The sequence below is a fragment of the Citrobacter sp. Cb023 genome, from assembly GCF_030336805.1.
Lineage (GTDB): Bacteria > Pseudomonadota > Gammaproteobacteria > Enterobacterales > Enterobacteriaceae > Citrobacter > Citrobacter braakii.
Map to the genome: position 1 here is coordinate 731,564 of NZ_JAOWCV010000040.1, position 18,061 is coordinate 749,624.

At 51.3% G+C, this 18,061-nt stretch carries 20 protein-coding genes; 12 read left to right on the forward strand and 8 right to left on the reverse strand.

What is annotated here, in order from left to right:
* The first annotated feature begins 29 nt into the window (after positions 1–29).
* The 10 genes from cysD (at position 30) to OGW44_RS24310 (ending at position 7,494) form a co-directional block, all read left to right on the forward strand.
* Positions 30–938, forward strand: coding sequence for a sulfate adenylyltransferase subunit CysD (gene cysD / locus OGW44_RS24265; protein WP_003034152.1), 909 nt, complete (start codon positions 30–32; stop codon positions 936–938).
* A 9-nt stretch (positions 939–947) separates the two neighbouring features.
* Positions 948–2,375 carry a sulfate adenylyltransferase subunit CysN gene (gene cysN / locus OGW44_RS24270; RefSeq protein WP_016154213.1) on the forward strand — a complete coding sequence of 476 codons (1,428 nt, stop codon included), beginning with the start codon at positions 948–950 and terminating at the stop codon, positions 2,373–2,375.
* Positions 2,375–2,980 carry an adenylyl-sulfate kinase gene (gene cysC / locus OGW44_RS24275; RefSeq protein ID WP_019077557.1) on the forward strand — a complete coding sequence of 202 codons (606 nt, stop codon included), beginning with the start codon at positions 2,375–2,377 and terminating at the stop codon, positions 2,978–2,980. Before cysN ends, cysC begins: the two co-directional genes overlap by 1 nt.
* 47 nt (positions 2,981–3,027) lie before the next feature.
* A complete protein-coding gene (locus tag OGW44_RS24280) occupies positions 3,028–3,351 on the forward strand; it encodes a DUF3561 family protein (protein WP_016154211.1) in 324 nt (107 codons plus the stop codon).
* Between the two features lie 215 nt (positions 3,352–3,566).
* Positions 3,567–3,878 carry a cell division protein FtsB gene (gene ftsB / locus OGW44_RS24285; protein ID WP_003034163.1) on the forward strand — a complete coding sequence of 104 codons (312 nt, stop codon included), beginning with the start codon at positions 3,567–3,569 and terminating at the stop codon, positions 3,876–3,878.
* A gap of 18 nt (positions 3,879–3,896) precedes the next feature.
* Positions 3,897–4,607 carry a 2-C-methyl-D-erythritol 4-phosphate cytidylyltransferase gene (ispD, locus tag OGW44_RS24290; protein WP_016154210.1) on the forward strand — a complete coding sequence of 237 codons (711 nt, stop codon included), beginning with the start codon at positions 3,897–3,899 and terminating at the stop codon, positions 4,605–4,607.
* Positions 4,607–5,086: a 2-C-methyl-D-erythritol 2,4-cyclodiphosphate synthase gene (ispF, locus tag OGW44_RS24295; protein ID WP_016154209.1), complete on the forward strand. Its 480-nt coding sequence runs from the start codon at positions 4,607–4,609 to the stop codon at positions 5,084–5,086. The genes ispD and ispF overlap by 1 nt, the downstream gene beginning before the upstream one ends.
* On the forward strand, positions 5,083–6,132 hold the full coding sequence (gene truD, locus OGW44_RS24300; RefSeq protein WP_185654473.1) for a tRNA pseudouridine(13) synthase TruD: 1,050 nt from the start codon (positions 5,083–5,085) through the stop codon (positions 6,130–6,132). Before ispF ends, truD begins: the two co-directional genes overlap by 4 nt.
* Positions 6,113–6,874, forward strand: a complete 762-nt coding sequence (gene surE / locus OGW44_RS24305) for a 5'/3'-nucleotidase SurE (protein WP_016154207.1) — start codon at positions 6,113–6,115, stop codon at positions 6,872–6,874. Before truD ends, surE begins: the two co-directional genes overlap by 20 nt.
* Complete coding sequence (locus OGW44_RS24310; RefSeq protein ID WP_003034172.1) at positions 6,868–7,494, forward strand: protein-L-isoaspartate(D-aspartate) O-methyltransferase; 627 nt, start codon at positions 6,868–6,870, stop codon at positions 7,492–7,494. Before surE ends, OGW44_RS24310 begins: the two co-directional genes overlap by 7 nt.
* A gap of 32 nt (positions 7,495–7,526) precedes the next feature.
* Here the strand turns inward: OGW44_RS24310 and OGW44_RS24315 are convergent, their stop codons facing one another.
* Complete coding sequence (locus OGW44_RS24315; protein WP_225622947.1) at positions 7,527–7,754, reverse strand: hypothetical protein; 228 nt, start codon at positions 7,752–7,754, stop codon at positions 7,527–7,529.
* Between OGW44_RS24315 and nlpD the strand changes: the two genes are divergently transcribed.
* Positions 7,657–8,739: a murein hydrolase activator NlpD gene (gene nlpD, locus OGW44_RS24320; protein ID WP_230330220.1), complete on the forward strand. Its 1,083-nt coding sequence runs from the start codon at positions 7,657–7,659 to the stop codon at positions 8,737–8,739. The genes OGW44_RS24315 and nlpD overlap by 98 nt on opposite strands.
* 62 nt (positions 8,740–8,801) lie before the next feature.
* On the forward strand, positions 8,802–9,794 hold the full coding sequence (gene rpoS / locus OGW44_RS24325; RefSeq protein ID WP_000081498.1) for an RNA polymerase sigma factor RpoS: 993 nt from the start codon (positions 8,802–8,804) through the stop codon (positions 9,792–9,794).
* Positions 9,795–9,873: 79 nt separating this feature from the next.
* Here rpoS and mutS read toward each other — a convergent pair whose 3' ends face one another.
* The 7 genes from mutS to OGW44_RS24360 form a co-directional block, all read right to left on the reverse strand.
* Positions 9,874–12,435: a DNA mismatch repair protein MutS gene (gene mutS / locus OGW44_RS24330; RefSeq protein WP_047414286.1), complete on the reverse strand. Its 2,562-nt coding sequence runs from the start codon at positions 12,433–12,435 to the stop codon at positions 9,874–9,876.
* Positions 12,436–12,844: 409 nt separating this feature from the next.
* Positions 12,845–13,450, reverse strand: a complete 606-nt coding sequence (locus OGW44_RS24335; RefSeq protein ID WP_104651269.1) for a hypothetical protein — start codon at positions 13,448–13,450, stop codon at positions 12,845–12,847.
* A 136-nt stretch (positions 13,451–13,586) separates the two neighbouring features.
* A complete protein-coding gene (locus tag OGW44_RS24340) occupies positions 13,587–14,261 on the reverse strand; it encodes a Crp/Fnr family transcriptional regulator (protein ID WP_047414281.1) in 675 nt (224 codons plus the stop codon).
* 24 nt (positions 14,262–14,285) lie between these two features.
* Complete coding sequence (locus OGW44_RS24345; RefSeq protein ID WP_047414279.1) at positions 14,286–14,759, reverse strand: FidL-like protein; 474 nt, start codon at positions 14,757–14,759, stop codon at positions 14,286–14,288.
* Entirely contained in the window at positions 14,756–15,532 is a 777-nt protein-coding gene (locus OGW44_RS24350) for a winged helix-turn-helix domain-containing protein (RefSeq protein WP_047414277.1), read from the reverse strand. Before OGW44_RS24350 ends, OGW44_RS24345 begins: the two co-directional genes overlap by 4 nt.
* A 69-nt stretch (positions 15,533–15,601) precedes the next feature.
* The gene (locus tag OGW44_RS24355) at positions 15,602–16,789 is read right to left on the reverse strand and encodes an HD-GYP domain-containing protein (protein WP_047414275.1); all 1,188 of its coding nucleotides are present in this window, start codon (positions 16,787–16,789) and stop codon (positions 15,602–15,604) included.
* Between the two features lie 68 nt (positions 16,790–16,857).
* The gene (locus OGW44_RS24360) at positions 16,858–18,036 is read right to left on the reverse strand and encodes a fimbrial protein (protein WP_185654474.1); all 1,179 of its coding nucleotides are present in this window, start codon (positions 18,034–18,036) and stop codon (positions 16,858–16,860) included.
* Between the last annotated feature and the right edge of the window lie 25 nt (positions 18,037–18,061).

An 18,061-nucleotide genomic window follows, 5' to 3' on the forward strand; every position in this document is an offset into this window, starting at 1 on the left:
CAAAATAACGGCATTACATAGGAACGGTTATGGATCAAAAACGACTTACCCACCTGCGGCAACTGGAAGCGGAAAGCATCCATATTATTCGTGAGGTGGCCGCCGAGTTTTCGAATCCGGTGATGATGTATTCCATCGGCAAAGATTCCAGCGTAATGCTGCATCTGGCGCGTAAAGCGTTTTATCCTGGCACGTTGCCGTTCCCTCTGCTGCACGTTGATACCGGCTGGAAATTCAGCGAGATGTACGAGTTTCGTGACCGCACGGCGAAAGCCTACGGTTGTGAACTGCTGGTGCATAAAAACCCGGAAGGGGTGGCGATGGGCATCAACCCGTTTGTTCACGGTAGCGCCAAGCATACCGATATTATGAAAACCGAAGGGTTGAAGCAGGCGTTGAACAAATACGGTTTCGACGCCGCGTTCGGTGGCGCTCGTCGTGACGAAGAGAAATCGCGTGCCAAGGAGCGCATTTATTCTTTCCGCGATCGTTTTCATCGCTGGGACCCTAAAAATCAGCGTCCGGAACTGTGGCATAACTACAACGGACAGATTAACAAAGGCGAAAGCATTCGCGTATTCCCGCTCTCCAACTGGACTGAACAGGATATCTGGCAGTACATCTGGCTGGAAAATATCGACATCGTGCCGCTGTACCTGGCGGCGGAGCGTCCGGTGCTGGAACGCGACGGCATGCTGATGATGATTGATGACGACAGAATCGATCTGCAACCGGGTGAAGTGATTAAAAAACGCATGGTGCGTTTCCGTACGCTCGGCTGCTGGCCGTTAACAGGCGCGGTGGAGTCGAATGCGCAGACGCTGCCGGAAATCATCGAAGAGATGCTGGTCTCAACCACCAGTGAACGTCAGGGCCGCGTGATTGACCGCGACCAGGCGGGCTCCATGGAGCTGAAGAAACGTCAGGGGTATTTCTAAGGAGCCGCCATGAACACGACACTTGCACAACAAATTGCTAATGAAGGCGGCGTTGAAGCCTGGATGGTCGCCCAGCAACACAAAAGCCTGCTGCGTTTTTTAACCTGCGGTAGCGTGGATGACGGGAAAAGCACCCTGATTGGTCGCCTGCTGCACGACACGCGTCAGATTTATGAAGACCAGCTTTCATCGCTGCACAACGACAGTAAACGTCACGGTACTCAGGGCGAAAAGCTCGATTTGGCGTTATTGGTTGACGGCTTGCAAGCCGAGCGCGAGCAGGGCATCACCATCGACGTGGCTTACCGTTATTTCTCTACCGAGAAGCGTAAATTTATTATTGCGGATACTCCCGGCCATGAGCAGTACACTCGCAACATGGCGACCGGTGCGTCGACCTGCGACCTGGCGATCCTGCTGATCGATGCGCGTAAAGGCGTGCTGGATCAGACCCGTCGTCACAGCTTTATCTCCACGCTACTTGGGATCAAACACCTGGTGGTGGCGATCAACAAAATGGATCTGGTGAACTTTAGCGAAGAGACATTTAACCGCATTCGCGAAGACTATCTTACTTTTGCTGAACAGTTGCCGGGCAACCTGGATATCCGGTTTGTGCCGCTCTCTGCGCTGGAAGGCGACAACGTGGCTTCACAAAGCGCCAGCATGTCGTGGTACAGCGGTCCGACGCTACTGGAAGTACTGGAAACCGTTGAGATCCAACGCATAGTTGATACTCAGCCGATGCGCTTCCCGGTGCAGTATGTGAACCGACCGAATCTGGATTTTCGTGGTTATGCCGGGACGCTGGCCTCCGGTAGTGTGAAGGTAGGGCAACGCGTCAAAGTGCTGCCATCCGGCGTTGAGTCGAGCGTGGCGCGGATCGTAACCTTTGATGGCGATTTACAGGAAGCGCATGCGGGTGAAGCGATCACCCTGGTATTGAAAGATGAGATCGATATCAGCCGTGGCGACCTGCTACTTGATGCCGGTGAAGCGTTACCTGCGGTACAAAGCGCTGCCGTTGATGTGGTGTGGATGGCGGAACAACCGTTGTCGCCTGGGCAGAGCTACGACATCAAAGTCGCCGGTAAGAAGACCCGCGCACGCGTTGATAACGTGCAGTACCAGATTGATATTAATAACCTGACCCAACGTGATGTTGAAGCGTTGCCGCTAAACGGCATCGGTCTGGTTAATCTGACTTTTGATGAGCCGCTGGTGCTGGATACCTATCAGCAGAATCCGGTTACGGGCGGGCTGATTATCATTGACCGCCTGACCAACGTTACCGTTGGCGCGGGGCTGGTACGTGAGCCAATCGTCCAGGAGCACACCGCGGCTTCTCAGTTCAGCGCGTTTGAGCTGGAGCTTAATGCGTTGGTGCGTCGCCATTTCCCGCACTGGGGCGCGCGCGATCTGCTGGGAGGAAAATAATGGCGCTGCATGACGAAAACGTCGTCTGGCATGCCCATCCTGTTACACCGCAACAGCGGGAACAACGCCACGGTCATCGTGGTGTTGTGCTGTGGTTTACCGGGCTGTCTGGTTCCGGTAAATCTACGGTAGCAGGGGCGCTGGAAGAGGCGTTGCACAAGCTGGGAGTGAGTACCTATTTGTTGGATGGCGATAACGTGCGCCACGGCCTGTGCAGCGATCTTGGGTTTAGCGATGCCGATCGTAAGGAGAATATTCGTCGGGTTGGCGAGGTGGCTAACCTGATGGTGGATGCGGGTCTTGTGGTGTTGACCGCCTTTATCTCTCCACATCGCGCCGAACGCAAAATGGTCCGTGAACGCGTTGGCGAAGGGCGTTTTATTGAGGTTTTTGTGGATACACCGCTGGCAACGTGCGAATTACGCGATCCAAAAGGGCTGTATAAAAAAGCGCGGGCGGGTGAGTTGCGCAATTTCACCGGAATTGATTCCGTATACGAAGCGCCTGAATCGCCAGAGATTCACCTTGATGGTGAACAATTGGTAACAAATTTGGTACCCCAATTATTAGACCTGCTGAGGCAGGAAGATATTATCAGATCCTGAGACACCCGAGCTTGTATGCCCGGTCAGTCACGGTCACAGGATTAGATATGCGTAACAGCCATAACATTACTATTACAGAGTCAGATACCTTCGCCGCCGACGATGAAACCACCTGGTCACTACCGGGTGCCGTGGTCGGTTTTATCGCGTGGCTGTTGGCGCTGGGGATTCCGTTTCTGATTTATGGCCCTAACACACTCTTTTTCTTCATTTATACCTGGCCCTTTTTCCTCGCATTGCTGCCCGTGGCGATTGTCGCGGGTATTGCGCTGCACTCCCTATTGAAGGGGCTGTTGTTGTTGAGCATTACCTGCACCCTGCTGGTGGTTGGGGCGATGTTTGGCGCGCTATTTCTGTGGTTGTTGGGTTAGGCAAACGCCTTTTTTTAACAATCGCTGATGTTGTTCACTCTCTGGTCATAATTCAAACCGTAACCAACAATGAGATTATGTTCTCCTTACACGGGGTATACGTAACAACGGGCAAATGTGGTACATTTGCCCGCGTTGTCGCGGCATTCCCGACCGTTGATGTAAAGTTGTCTGCGGAAGTTATGGGATGTTAATGCCGTTTTTCAGGGGGCAGGATGGGTAAACTAACGCTGCTGTTGCTGGCTTTATTGGTCTGGCTGCAGTATTCGCTGTGGTTCGGTAAGAACGGCATACATGACTATAGTCGCGTCAACGATGATGTTGCTGCGCAGCAAGCTACGAACGCGAAACTTAAAGCACGTAACGATCAGCTCTTTGCCGAAATTGACGATCTCAATGGCGGACAAGAGGCTATTGAGGAGCGCGCGCGCAACGAACTCAGTATGACTAAGCCGGGCGAAACCTTTTATCGTCTGGTGCCTGACGCGTCTAAACGCGCTCAGACTGCAGGGCAAAACAATCGATAAACCGTCCAGGGATTTAACATGGCAGCCACTTTATTGGACGTTTGCGCCGTGGTGCCGGCTGCCGGGTTTGGCCGCCGAATGCAAACAGAGTGTCCTAAGCAGTACCTCTCTATTGGCAATAAAACCATTCTTGAACACTCGGTTGATGCGCTGCTGGCTCATCCCCGGGTGACGCGAGTCGTTATCGCTATCAGCCCAGGCGACAGCCGCTTTGCCCAACTTCCACTCGCCGCGCATCCGCAAATTACCGTAGTGGATGGCGGCAACGAGCGTGCCGATTCTGTCCTTGCCGGTTTGCAAGCCGCAGGTGAGGCCAGTTGGGTACTGGTGCATGACGCCGCGCGTCCGTGTCTGCACCAGGATGATTTAGCCCGTTTGCTGGCAATCAGTGAGACCAGCCGCACCGGCGGGATCCTGGCGGCACCAGTACGCGACACGATGAAGCGCGCGGAGCCGGGCCGAACAGACATTGCCCATACGGTCGATCGCACCGATTTATGGCACGCGTTGACGCCGCAGTTTTTCCCTCGCGAGCTGTTGCACGATTGCCTGACCCGTGCGCTCCACGAAGGCGCAACCATTACGGATGAGGCCTCGGCGCTGGAATATTGCGGCTTACATCCTCAGCTCGTTGAAGGACGGGCTGATAATATTAAAGTAACGCGTCCAGAGGATTTGGCGTTGGCCGAATTTTATCTGACCCGGACTACCCACCAGGAGAAGACATAATGCGAATTGGACACGGTTTCGACGTACACGCTTTTGGCGGAGAAGGCCCAATTATCATTGGTGGTGTGCGCATCCCGTATGAAAAAGGATTGCTGGCGCATTCTGATGGCGATGTGGCGTTACACGCGCTAACCGATGCTCTGCTGGGCGCGGCTGCGCTGGGGGATATCGGTAAACTCTTCCCTGACACCGACCCGACCTTTAAAGGTGCCGATAGTCGTGAATTATTGCGAGAAGCCTGGCGGCGTATTCAGGCCAAAGGCTATACGCTTGGTAATGTGGATGTGACGATTATTGCTCAGGCGCCGAAGATGCTGCCGCACATTCCGCAAATGCGCGTGTTTATTGCCGAAGATCTCGGCTGCCATATGGATGATGTTAACGTGAAAGCGACCACCACGGAAAAACTCGGTTTTACCGGGCGTGGGGAAGGGATTGCCTGTGAAGCGGTGGCGTTACTCATTAAGGCACCGAAATGACAGTGTTTGACGATCTGACGTATCTCCATGGCAAACCTCTGGGCCATGGCGTCCTGAAAGCGAATCCGGAAGATTTTGTTGTCGTCGAAGATTTAGGCTTCGAACCGGATGGCGAAGGCGAGCATGTTTTGGTGCGCATCCTGAAAAACGGTTGTAACACCCGTTTTGTGGCTGACGCGCTGGCGAAATTCCTGAAAATTCACGCCCGTGAAGTGAGCTTTGCCGGGCAGAAAGATAAGCATGCGGTCACGGAACAGTGGCTGTGCGCGCGTGTACCGGGCAATGCAATGCCTGATCTAAGCAAATTTGAGCTCGAAGGCTGTAAAGTTCTGGAGTACGCGCGCCACAAGCGTAAGCTGCGTTTAGGAGCGCTGAAAGGCAACGAATTTACGCTGGTGTTGCGTGAAGTGAGCGAGCGAAATGACGTTGAAGCGCGTTTGCAGGCGATTAGCGAACGCGGCGTACCTAACTATTTTGGCGCTCAGCGTTTTGGTATCGGCGGCAGCAACCTGCAAGGGGCGCTGCGCTGGGCACAAAGCGATGCGCCGGTGCGCGATCGCAATAAACGCAGTTTTTGGTTGTCGGCGGCCCGTAGCGCGTTGTTTAATCAGATAGTCAGTGAACGCTTGAAAAAAACAGACTTTAATCAAGTTGTTGACGGCGATGCGCTACAATTATCCGGACGCGGAAGCTGGTTTGTCGCCACACATGAAGAACACACTGAATTACAGCGTCGCGTCGATGAGAAAGAATTGATGATCACAGCGGCATTACCGGGCAGCGGTGAGTGGGGAACTCAGCGCGACGCACTGGCGTTTGAAAAAGCCGCTGTTGCTGATGAAACCGCGCTGCAGTCTCTGTTATTGCGCGAGAAAGTCGACGCGTCGCGTCGCGCTATGTTGCTGTATCCACAACAATTAAGCTGGAACTGGTGGGATGACGTAACCGTCGAGTTACGCTTCTGGCTACCGGCAGGTAGCTTCGCCACCAGTGTTGTAAGGGAACTTATTAACACAATGGGTGATTATGCGTATATTGCTGAGTAACGATGATGGGGTCCACGCACCCGGTATACAAACGCTGGCGAAAGCGCTGCGTGAGTTTGCTGACGTACAGGTGGTTGCCCCGGATCGTAACCGCAGTGGCGCGTCTAACTCGCTGACGCTGGAATCCTCACTTCGCACCTTTACCTATGATAACGGCGATATCGCCGTACAAATGGGTACGCCCACCGACTGCGTCTATCTGGGCGTGAACGCATTAATGCGTCCGCGTCCGGACATTGTCGTTTCTGGTATTAATGCGGGTCCTAATCTGGGTGATGATGTTATCTATTCCGGTACCGTTGCGGCGGCAATGGAAGGTCGTCATCTGGGGTTCCCGGCGCTGGCTGTCTCACTTGATGGCCATAAACACTACGATACTGCTGCCGCAGTAACCTGTCGTATCTTACGGGCGCTGAGTCGTGAACCGCTGCGCACCGGTCGCATTTTGAATATCAACGTGCCGGATTTACCGCTCGATCAGATTAAAGGTATTCGCGTCACGCGCTGCGGCAGTCGCCATCCGGCGGATCAGGTTATTCCACAGCAGGACCCACGCGGTAATACGCTGTACTGGATCGGGCCACCGGGCGAAAAGTGCGACGCCGGGCCGGATACGGATTTTGCAGCCGTCGATGAAGGCTATGTTTCTATCACGCCGCTGCATGTCGATTTAACCGCATACGGCGCGCATGAAGTGGTTTCTGACTGGTTAGACAGCGTGGGAGTCGACACGCAATGGTAAGCAGACGCGTACACACTCTTCTTGAACAATTACGTGCGCAGGGCATCAGAGATGAGCTTGTCCTCGATGCGCTCGCCGCCGTGCCGCGTGAAAAATTCATTGATGAGGCGTTTGAACATAAGGCCTGGGACAATATTGCCCTGCCGATTGGTCAGGGGCAGACGATTTCGCAGCCTTATATGGTTGCGCGAATGACCGAACTGCTTGAGCTAACGCCGCAGTCTCGGGTGCTGGAAATTGGTACTGGCTCTGGCTACCAGACGGCGATTCTGGCGCACCTGGTGCATCATGTGTGCTCCGTTGAGCGCATTAAAGGTTTGCAATGGCAGGCGCGTCGCCGCCTGAAGCAGCTTGATTTACATAATGTTTCGACCCGTCATGGTGATGGATGGCAAGGCTGGCAGGCGCGAGCTCCGTTTGACGCTATCATTGTAACGGCAGCGCCGCCCGAGATCCCCACCGCATTGATGATGCAACTGGATGAGGGCGGCATTCTCGTCTTACCCGTGGGCGATGAGCACCAGTTTCTGAAGCGGGTGCGTCGTCGGGGAGGCGAATTTATTATCGATACCGTGGAGGCCGTACGTTTCGTTCCCTTAGTGAAAGGGGAGCTTGCGTAGATAGCGCTGCTGAATACCTGGAGTTTTCCTGGTTATTCTCGAAAGAGTAAGCGTATTGTGACGGTGCCTTGCACGGTGATTACGTCACTGGTTTTAACCAATTTTCCTGGGGGATAAATGAGCGCGGGAAGCCACAAATTTACCGTTCGCCGCATTGCGGCATTGTCACTGGTTTCACTATGGTTGGCAGGTTGTTCAAACACCTCGAATCCACCAGCGCCGGTCAGCTCGGTTAACGGTAGTGCATCAACGAACACCAGTTCTGGCATGCTGATTACGCCTCCACCTAAAATGGGCTCGACGTCGACGGTACAGCAGACGCCACAGATCCAGTCGGTGCAGCAACCAACCACACAGCCAACGCAAATCCAGCCTGTTGCTCAACAGCCTGTGCAGATGGAAAACGGTCGTATTGTATACAATCGTAAGTATGGGAATATTCCGAAAGGTAGCTACACGGGCGGCAGTACCTATACTGTTAAGAAAGGCGATACCCTTTTCTATATTGCCTGGATAACCGGGAACGATTTCCGTGACCTCGCACAACGCAATAACGTTCCGGCCCCGTATGGCCTGAATGTCGGTCAAACTCTGCAAGTGGGCAACGCGTCTGGTGCACCGATTACCGGTGGCAATGCCATCACCCAGGCGGATGCAGCACAGCAAGGAGTTGTGACCAACCCTGCACAAAATTCCACCGTTGCTGTTGCTTCGAAACCAACAATTACGTATTCTGAGGATTCAGGTGAACAAAGTGCTAACAAAATGTTGCCGAACAACAAGCCTGCTGGGACTGTGGTCACAGCGCCTGTAACGGCTCCAGCAGTTAGCACAACCGAATCAACTGCAAGCTCAACGTCGACTAGCTCGCCAATCTCTACCTGGCGCTGGCCGACTGACGGCAAAGTGATCGAAAACTTTGCGGCTACCGAAGGTGGCAATAAAGGGATCGACATTGCAGGCAGCAAAGGACAGGCTATTGTCGCGACCGCAGATGGACGCGTCGTCTATGCCGGTAATGCGCTGCGTGGTTACGGTAATCTTATTATCATCAAACATAACGATGATTACCTGAGCGCCTACGCCCATAACGATACAATGCTGGTCCGGGAACAACAAGAAATCAAGGCGGGGCAGAAAATAGCTACCATGGGTAGCACCGGAACCAGTTCAACACGCTTGCATTTTGAAATTCGTTACAAGGGGAAATCCGTAAACCCGCTGCGCTATTTACCGCAGCGATAATTAGGCGGAACCAGGCTTTCACGTGCTAGTTCCGTTAGGGATCACGGGTAGGAGCCACCTTTATGAGTCAGAATACGCTGAAAGTTCATGATTTAAATGAAGATGCGGAATTTGATGAGAACGGAGTAGAGGCTTTTGATGAAAAAGCCTTGAGTGAAGAGGAACCCAGTGATAACGACCTGGCTGAAGAAGAGCTGTTATCGCAGGGGGCCACACAGCGTGTGTTGGACGCGACTCAGCTTTACCTTGGTGAGATTGGTTATTCACCACTGTTAACAGCCGAAGAAGAAGTTTATTTTGCGCGTCGCGCACTGCGTGGAGATGTCGCATCTCGCCGTCGCATGATTGAAAGTAACCTGCGTCTGGTGGTGAAAATTGCTCGTCGTTATGGCAATCGTGGTCTGGCATTGCTGGACCTGATTGAAGAGGGCAATTTAGGGCTTATCCGTGCCGTCGAGAAGTTTGACCCGGAACGTGGGTTCCGCTTCTCAACATACGCAACCTGGTGGATCCGCCAGACGATCGAACGGGCGATTATGAACCAAACCCGTACGATCCGACTGCCGATTCACATTGTAAAAGAGCTGAACGTCTATCTGCGTACCGCGCGTGAGTTGTCGCATAAACTGGACCACGAACCGAGTGCAGAAGAGATTGCTGAACAACTGGATAAACCGGTTGATGACGTCAGCCGTATGCTCCGACTCAACGAGCGTATTACCTCGGTAGACACCCCGCTGGGTGGCGATTCCGAAAAAGCGTTGCTGGATATTCTGGCCGATGAAAAGGAAAACGGTCCGGAAGACACCACGCAAGACGATGATATGAAACAGAGCATCGTCAAATGGCTGTTCGAACTGAACGCCAAACAGCGTGAAGTGCTGGCACGTCGTTTTGGTCTGCTGGGGTACGAAGCTGCGACACTGGAAGATGTGGGCCGTGAAATTGGTCTCACTCGTGAACGTGTTCGCCAGATTCAGGTTGAAGGTCTGCGTCGTCTGCGTGAAATTCTGCAGACTCAGGGACTGAATATCGAAGCGCTTTTCCGCGAGTAAGCACAAGTTCTATCAAGAAAGGCCAGTCTCATTGAGACTGGCCTTTTTCTTTAGGGCTAACGCTATCGGGCTCTTTTTACTACACCAGACTTTTCAACCGGTAGATCCACTCAAGCGCCTGGCGAGGCGTTAGCGAATCCGGGTCGAGGTTTTCCAGCGCATCAACGGCGGGTGACGTTTCTTCCGGTACTGACAGCAGTGACATCTGCGTACCGTCGACCTGGGTTGCGGCAACATTTGGCGCGATGCTTTCCAGTTCGCGCAGTTTTTGCCGCGCGCGTTTGATCACCTCTTTCGGTACGCCAGCCAGGGCAGCGACTGCCAGACCATAGCTCTTGCTCGCCGCGCCATCCTGCACGCTGTGCATGAAGGCGATGGTATCGCCGTGCTCTAACGCATCCAGATGCACATTAGCGACACCCTCCATTTTCTCCGGTAACTGCGTCAGTTCGAAGTAATGGGTCGCAAATAAAGTTAATGCTTTGATTTTATTTGCCAGATTTTCTGCGCATGCCCATGCCAGCGACAGGCCGTCGTAGGTGGAGGTACCGCGTCCAATCTCATCCATCAGCACCAGACTGTTCTCGGTCGCGTTATGCAGAATGTTGGCGGTTTCGGTCATTTCTACCATGAAGGTGGAACGACCTGATGCCAGATCATCCGCCGCGCCCACGCGGGTAAAGATACGATCGATAGGCCCGATCTCGACTTTCTGTGCCGGAACGTAGCTGCCGATATAGGCCAGTAGCGCAATCAACGCAGTCTGGCGCATATAGGTACTTTTACCCCCCATGTTTGGGCCGGTGATGATCAGCATCCGTCGCTGAGGCGAGAGGTTAAGCGGGTTGGCGATAAACGGCTCGGTCAGCACCTGTTCAACCACCGGATGGCGTCCCTCGGTAATACGAATACCGGGTTTATCGGTGAAGATCGGACAGGTGTAATTCAGGGTATAAGCACGCTCCGCGAGGTTGACCAGCACGTCCAACTCCGCCAGCGCGCTGGCGCTCTGTTGCAAATCAGCCAGGTGTGGCAGCAGCATGTCGAACAGTTCGTCATACAGCTGTTTTTCCAGCGCCAGCGCTTTGCCTTTTGAGGTCAGAACTTTGTCTTCGTACTCTTTCAGTTCCGGAATAATGTAGCGTTCGGCGTTTTTCAATGTCTGGCGGCGTACGTAGTTAATTGGCGCCAGATGACTTTGCCCACGGCTGATCTGAATGTAGTAGCCGTGCACGGCGTTAAATCCTACTTTCAGCGTGTCCAGACCGGTGCGTTCGCGTTCGCGGATTTCCAGTCTGTCGAGGTAGTCCGTGGCGCCATCAGCCAGCGCTCGCCACTCATCAAGCTCTTCATTGTAGCCTGGGGCAATGACGCCGCCGTCACGTACGAGCACTGGCGGAGCTTCCACGACGGCACGTTCCAACAGTTCACGCAGCTCAGTAAACTCACCCATTTTCTCGCGCAGCATCTGCACAGGGGCACTGTCTACGTTTTCCAGTTGTGCGCGCAGTTCGGGTAATTGCTGGAAGGCATGACGCATACGGGCCAGATCGCGCGGGCGCGCAGTACGCAGGGCCAGACGCGCCAGAATACGTTCCAGATCGCCTACCTGACGCAGCACGGGTTGTAATTCGCTGGTGGTATCCTGCAGCGCGCCGATGGTCTGTTGGCGCTCGATGAGGATTTTGGTGTCGCGGACCGGCATATGCAGCCAGCGCTTGAGCATACGGCTACCCATCGGTGTCACGGTGCAGTCGAGTACTGAAGCCAGCGTGTTTTCCACCCCGCCCGCCAGGTTCTGGGTGATTTCCAGATTGCGGCGTGTGGCGGCGTCCATAATGATGCTGTCCTGCTGACGCTCCATGGTGATGGAACGAATATGCGGCAGCGAGGTGCGTTGGGTATCTTTTACGTATTGCAGCAGACAGCCGGCAGCGCATAATCCGCGTGGGGCGTTTTCCACGCCAAAGCCAATCAGATCCCGCGTGCCGAACTGCAGATTTAACTGCTGACGGGCGGTATCAATTTCAAATTCCCACAGCGGACGACGGCGCAGGCCGCGACGTCCTTCTATCAGTGAGGTTTCGGCAAAATCCTCGGCATACAGCAATTCAGCGGGGTTGGTGCGCTGCAATTCCGCGGCCATGGTTTCGCGGTCAGCGGGTTCACTGACACGAAAACGCCCGGAGCTGATATCCAGCGTAGCGTAGCCGTACCCTTTACTGTCTTGCCAGATGGCGGCCAGCAGGTTGTCCTGGCGTTCCTGCAACAACGCTTCATCACTGATGGTGCCTGGTGTGACAATACGTACCACTTTGCGCTCAACCGGGCCTTTGCTGGTCGCCGGATCGCCAATCTGTTCACAAATAGCAACGGACTCACCCTGATTGACCAGCTTGGCGAGGTAGTTTTCTACCGCATGATGAGGAATGCCTGCCATCGGGATTGGCTCGCCTGCAGATGCGCCGCGTTTGGTCAGGGATATATCAAGCAACTGAGACGCGCGTTTCGCATCGTCATAAAACAGTTCGTAAAAGTCGCCCATGCGGTAAAACAGCAGTATTTCCGGGTGCTGAGCTTTCAGCTTGAGATACTGCTGCATCATGGGGGTGTGGGAGTCTAAGTTTTCTATTGTACTCATTGGTTTATGATGTCCATTTTCTTAATTTTTAATGAGTTAGTGATTTTTTGGTTATCGTTAAGTTTCACGTTGTCTCATCGAATATCATGAAATCCTACATTTAAAGGTGGGTTAAAGTGTGCCTTGCCAACCTATACCTGGGTAAAATATGGGCATATACAGAGTAACCTACCTTGATGTTCATGACTGCATAAGGTGCATGATAACGGAGTCTTTATGGCAGGAAAACAAGAGGGAAAGCTACTTTCGTTTAAAGCGGTAGAAATGATGAAGCCTGGCGACAAAGATAAGTCCATAAATGACTCTGAGGTGTCTGTTAAATCCGTAGTGATTCAACCTGTACGACAACCGGGGCGATACCTCAGTCCGGAGGCCATTAGACAGGCCTCGTCGTGAGGATCGAATCTGCTTACAGATGTGGGGTCGATCCATTATTCTGGAATACACTGGTATCAGGACGATGTTTCATGCAATTTATCTGCTGGAGTTCCTCAATGGTATATTCGCGGTACAAGAAATACTGGATTTGAGTACCGTATCTGAGGTTCATTTTCTGAGCCAAGGCAGATACCCGCTGATACACTGCTTTCGTTGAGCAGTGCAGAAGTTGGGATGTGGCAGTAATATTTATTTGTCGGCGTAACGCACAGGCTACGGAAATCTCGGTATGGGTAAGGTTACGTAGCTCCCGCAAAGAATCAATTATGGTGAGTATATGATAGACAGTATATCTTCGGCCTTCATTAATATACCGGATAAACTCCGTTACAGAGGCGGTTCTGGAGATACCCTCCAGTGATGAAAGCACCTTTGATAACATTCCACGGCCTTTTACAAAAATGATAGAATAGCCGTCGGTCAGTTCATTGCAAACACGATGTTTAATATCATGCAAGCTGAAGAAAGATTCAATATCAATAATACATAAGTTCTCTTCGCGCAGGCTATCTATTGGCATCAGCCCTCCCGCAGACCGGGTAAAAAAAATATCATCAGAGAATACGACAAACGACATTGGGAAAAACCTTAACTCTTTGTTTTTAAGAAAAATGAGTCCGGTGCTTTCCTCAAAGGGATACACTGGACAATAAATGATTTACTGATTTTTTGAGATGAAACTAAGAAATTACAAGAACATCCTCATTCAGACGCTATTTTTTGTCTGACACCATTAGCGTTATCTCTTTTTTATTTAGCATGGAAATAATCCCCTGATCCTTCAGGCTATCCAGGGCACGCGACAAGGTGGATATCGAAATGCCCAGAACCTGGGCCAGTTCTTTCTTACTGATCGGTAACTCAAGGTTGAGATGCTCAAAGCCATACTCTTTATAAGTGCGAGACAACAGTTGCAGGAAATATTGAACCTTCTGCAAGGTATCACTTTTGGTCAATACTGAAATAAATTGCTGTTTTTCCTGCGCCGAACGTGACAGGATCCTGACAATAAAATCTGTAAACCCTGGCATCAGCTGGCTCATTTCGTAGAAATGATCGCTTCTCAGTACGCAAACTTCTATTTCCGTTGCGGCTTGAATATCCTGCTGACTGTACCCGATGTGCAGCTCCTCCACGCCCATCACCTGTCCTGGCAAAACGATCCCCATCAGCTGCCCGCGCGCATCGTAAACCTTAGCGGCCCCGCTACGTAGGGCATACAGCTCGTCTATTTTCTCTCCCCGACGATAAATATATTCACCTCTGGCAATCTTCTTTTTTGTCTCCAGATTGCGGATAAACAATGGATCTTTCTGCCTGAACAGATAGGCGGAGCACAGTTCTGCAAAACCGCACTCTTCACAATTGACACAATTATTTCTTTTCATAGTGAATGTATAACACTATCCCTGTTATTGAATCACACAGTTCATTAAGGGTGATAAGGTATTTGCAATCGTAATATAGTTATTGTCTTTTTTGTCTAAGGAGATAACGTATTCCCCTTCCATCCCAAATATTTTTGTTGTCAGCAGGGTAATGTCTTCCGGCACATTATCGTGAGCCATGATATCTTTTGTCGTCGTATTCATACGATACTGGTTCCCACTGACGTTATGATAGGTAAATGTTATATAACGCGACAATCGATATTGACGCCCCTGATAGTCAATGTTGCCGGAAAGATTAAATACGCCCGTTTCGTTCTTGTTAAATTCAAACGTGATATTTCCTTTGAATAAGAGAGCGTGATCCGAAGCGTCAACATAGGTGATATTCGCAAAGCAGCGTTTGTCAAAATAAACACCCGATCGCAGGCTTAGTTGCCATGTTAACAGACAAATCAACGCGACCACTGCCAGCACTAAGGTTGTCATCAGCTTCATTTTAATTTCCAGTTAAAAGCATAATGGTTCTCACAATAGACAATTTTTGCTGTTGCCTTATCTGTTGGACAATAAGAGTAGAAAAACCGACCATGACTACCGTAAAGAACACTGGGTTGAAAATAAACCATAATCTGCGCGGGTTTCCGGGCGCACTTTAGCTCAAGTTCAGGCTGTAGCTGACGGATAATATTCATGACCTGAGGGTCAACTTCCTCCGATAAATCTTCATAGGCAGTAAATTTGCAGTTCCCGATTTCACCAATACTGTATTCGGCTGCAAAACGCGGTGAACCCTGTTTCTGGCTGAGTATCCAAAGGTTGGCCAGCAGCAAAAACGCGATAGCCGCAATCAGCCAGAGGTTTTTTTTATCCTTCGTTGCCGCCTTACGCAGGGATACCGGAAGAGGTGTGGTACTCACCATTTCTTCATCATTCTGCAGTTCAACGGCGATTTCTGGTGAGAAGTAAAAGCCCACCTTGGGTACGGCTACAATAATTTCCTCAATGAATATTAAGGATGTTAATGTTTTTCTGAGGATACTAATGTACTGGCTCAGCGATGAACTGGAACCCGGATGGCCCGCTTCCTCCCAGACTTTATCCAGAAGATAATCGCGTTCAAGTACCCGGCCTGGCGACGCAATCAGTAACGAAAGAATACGGTTAGCGGTATTTGTTAGCCTTTTACTTTGCTCGTTTCCGGGTTCCTTGACCACAAGTTCCCCGCTCTCGCTATCGTAAATGACTCTATTGGCTATCAAATATTTCATTCGCGTTTTCTTTCGGTAAATTTATACAATATGCATTCTGCGCGGCTGCGATTTCGGGTTATGCCTGGCTTAGTACATCGCAACCAAAGGTCTGAGCACTGCAATATTATGGCTTAGCAGATCGACAATGTCCCGATCCAGACGAAAATTTGACGCCTCTTCCTCCAGAATAATCAATGCTTTTTCGCTGGACATCCCCTGACGATAGGGGCGGTTCTCGGTCATCGCGGTGAAAACATCAGCCACAGCAATAATACGCGAAGGGATATCCAGCGCAGCCGCACCCAGGCGAAAAGGATAGCCGCTGCCGTCGAGGCGTTCATGATGTCTTGCCGCCCAGTGTACGATTTCACCCAGCTCCTCAATGGGATGTAGCATCTCCAGCGTCTTATAGCTGTGGCGCTTCATTTGCGCGTACTCGTCCGGCTCCAGCTTTCCCTGCTTCTCGAGGATTTCCAGTGGAATACCCAGCTTGCCAATATCGTGCAGGTACCCCGCGATGCGGATTTTATCCTGGGTGTAGCGATCGCAGCCGTACAGCTCCGCAAGCTTCGCCGCCACGTGAGCCACGCTGGTACTGTGAGTCTGCGTAAAGCTGCTGTATTTATCGACGATATTCGAAATCAGCAGGCAGACCTCCAGAAAATCATGGTGATCCAGCACCACATCATTGAGCGGGCTGATAACGCGCAGCACCTGTTGTAATGAGGGCGAACTCAGGCGAAACCAGAAACCATCCTCATGGCTGGCATCCTGTAGCGCCTCGACCAGGCACGATGGCCATAGTGGGCTACTGGCCAGAAAACCGGAAACAATATTATGCCGTTGGGCCACATAGTCACCTTCAATCCCGCGCAGCCACAGCTCAAACTCATCGGCCAGATGCACCAGATGCCAGGTATTTAGCATTGTATTCTGCGTGTAACCCAAGGCATCCGCGTGGCGCGTTTCAAGAATTGCGGTCACTGGCTGTAAAAAACGTACGCCGGACATCATTGAGGCGCCAAGTCGTCCATGCTCTTCAATAAAGGCTTTACCATGGGCGCCACTGAAGGGGTGCACTTTGCTCAGCGCCCCGATATTGTGCAACATACCCGCAAGCCAGGCGTTATTGATGGCTGCACTGTCAAAACCGGCTCGATTCCCGAGATACCAGCAAATGAGACCCGTGCGTTGCAAATGATGCACCAGTTCAGGAGAAAGCGGGTGCATAATGCTGTGCAAAAGATCAAGCACGGTTTGAACAGATATTTTCATAAAATCCTTTAAGAGAATTAAATTAAAAACTTACTGTAGCCCGTCTGGGCCACAGTAAAATAGGGGGGTTAATCGTAGCCAAACATTATCTGCGCAGTCGCCACCACGCTACCGGTTGATAATGCTGATGCGTTATAAACTTTGTAATAAGCATGAAGATAAATGTATTGCGTATTGCTTATATCATCATCTTTAGCGATATCTAATATTTGCGAAGCATGTTCCATATTATTGCTACTGGATATTTGCACCTCATCATAGTCACCCATAAACATCCGGCTACGAATGGCAATACCTACCCCTCCCGCCGTGGTTTCATCGTTGACCATTATCTGGTAGCTGGTATCAGAACTGACTAAATCATTGCTGGATAACCAGGCCTTAACATTGCGGGTAGATGTTTTAATTCCGGCCAGGTTGCCGCACTTCAGCGGGATCGTGAAATCGGCACCAGTTGCCTTTCCATTTTTTTTCAGGACGCTAAACGGAGCAGGGGGTAATTTCACGCTCATGTCCCGCGTCATATTGCAGGTTGTTTCTTTTGGCTCAAACTGAATCGTCAGCTTCTCATAAGCAATAAAATAATCGGTATTCCAGCTTTTGCGTGCGGTTTCAGACATCATATTGGACCAGGCGCGATAAGCATATGTTTTGCTGGAAAGGAACGGTGAGCTGGAGCCGCTTCCGGTACCGCTCATCACCGCAGGTATGACCGACAGTGCGCCGCTGGTTGTGGTTTTGGTATAGCTTTCCATGCCCACAGGCGGAGCCGACATTAATTCCGCCCGCAGCGTATATTGTGTCTGATATGACAGAGAGTGAATGCCCACGATACCGCTGACAGTCACTTTGGTATCGCCACTAATGGTGGCCGTTAATTTTATCCAGTAGCTACTTTCACCATCCGCACTGTTGAAATTCAAATAAACAGGAGAACCGTTGAAACCGGTAAAATAATATAAGTGGTCTTGCGCCAGACCACCGATCCCAATATTCCCGTAAGTACAGGTCATACTACCCGACCAACTGGTGGTATAGGAATATTCAACGACGTTTGAATTCACGAAAGCCGATGAAAGATTTAGCGACTTATCCGATTCTGCGACGCTGGTAAAAAGTATGCCGGAATTACGGCAGGTATCGCCTGTTACACCGCGAGACTGAGCCTGCGACTGTGCTTGTGCAGATAATATTGGGAGTGCGGTCAGTATTATGGCCGTAACCATAAGATAAAATAATTTTTTCATGATTGATTCTGTTAGCTGAGAAAAC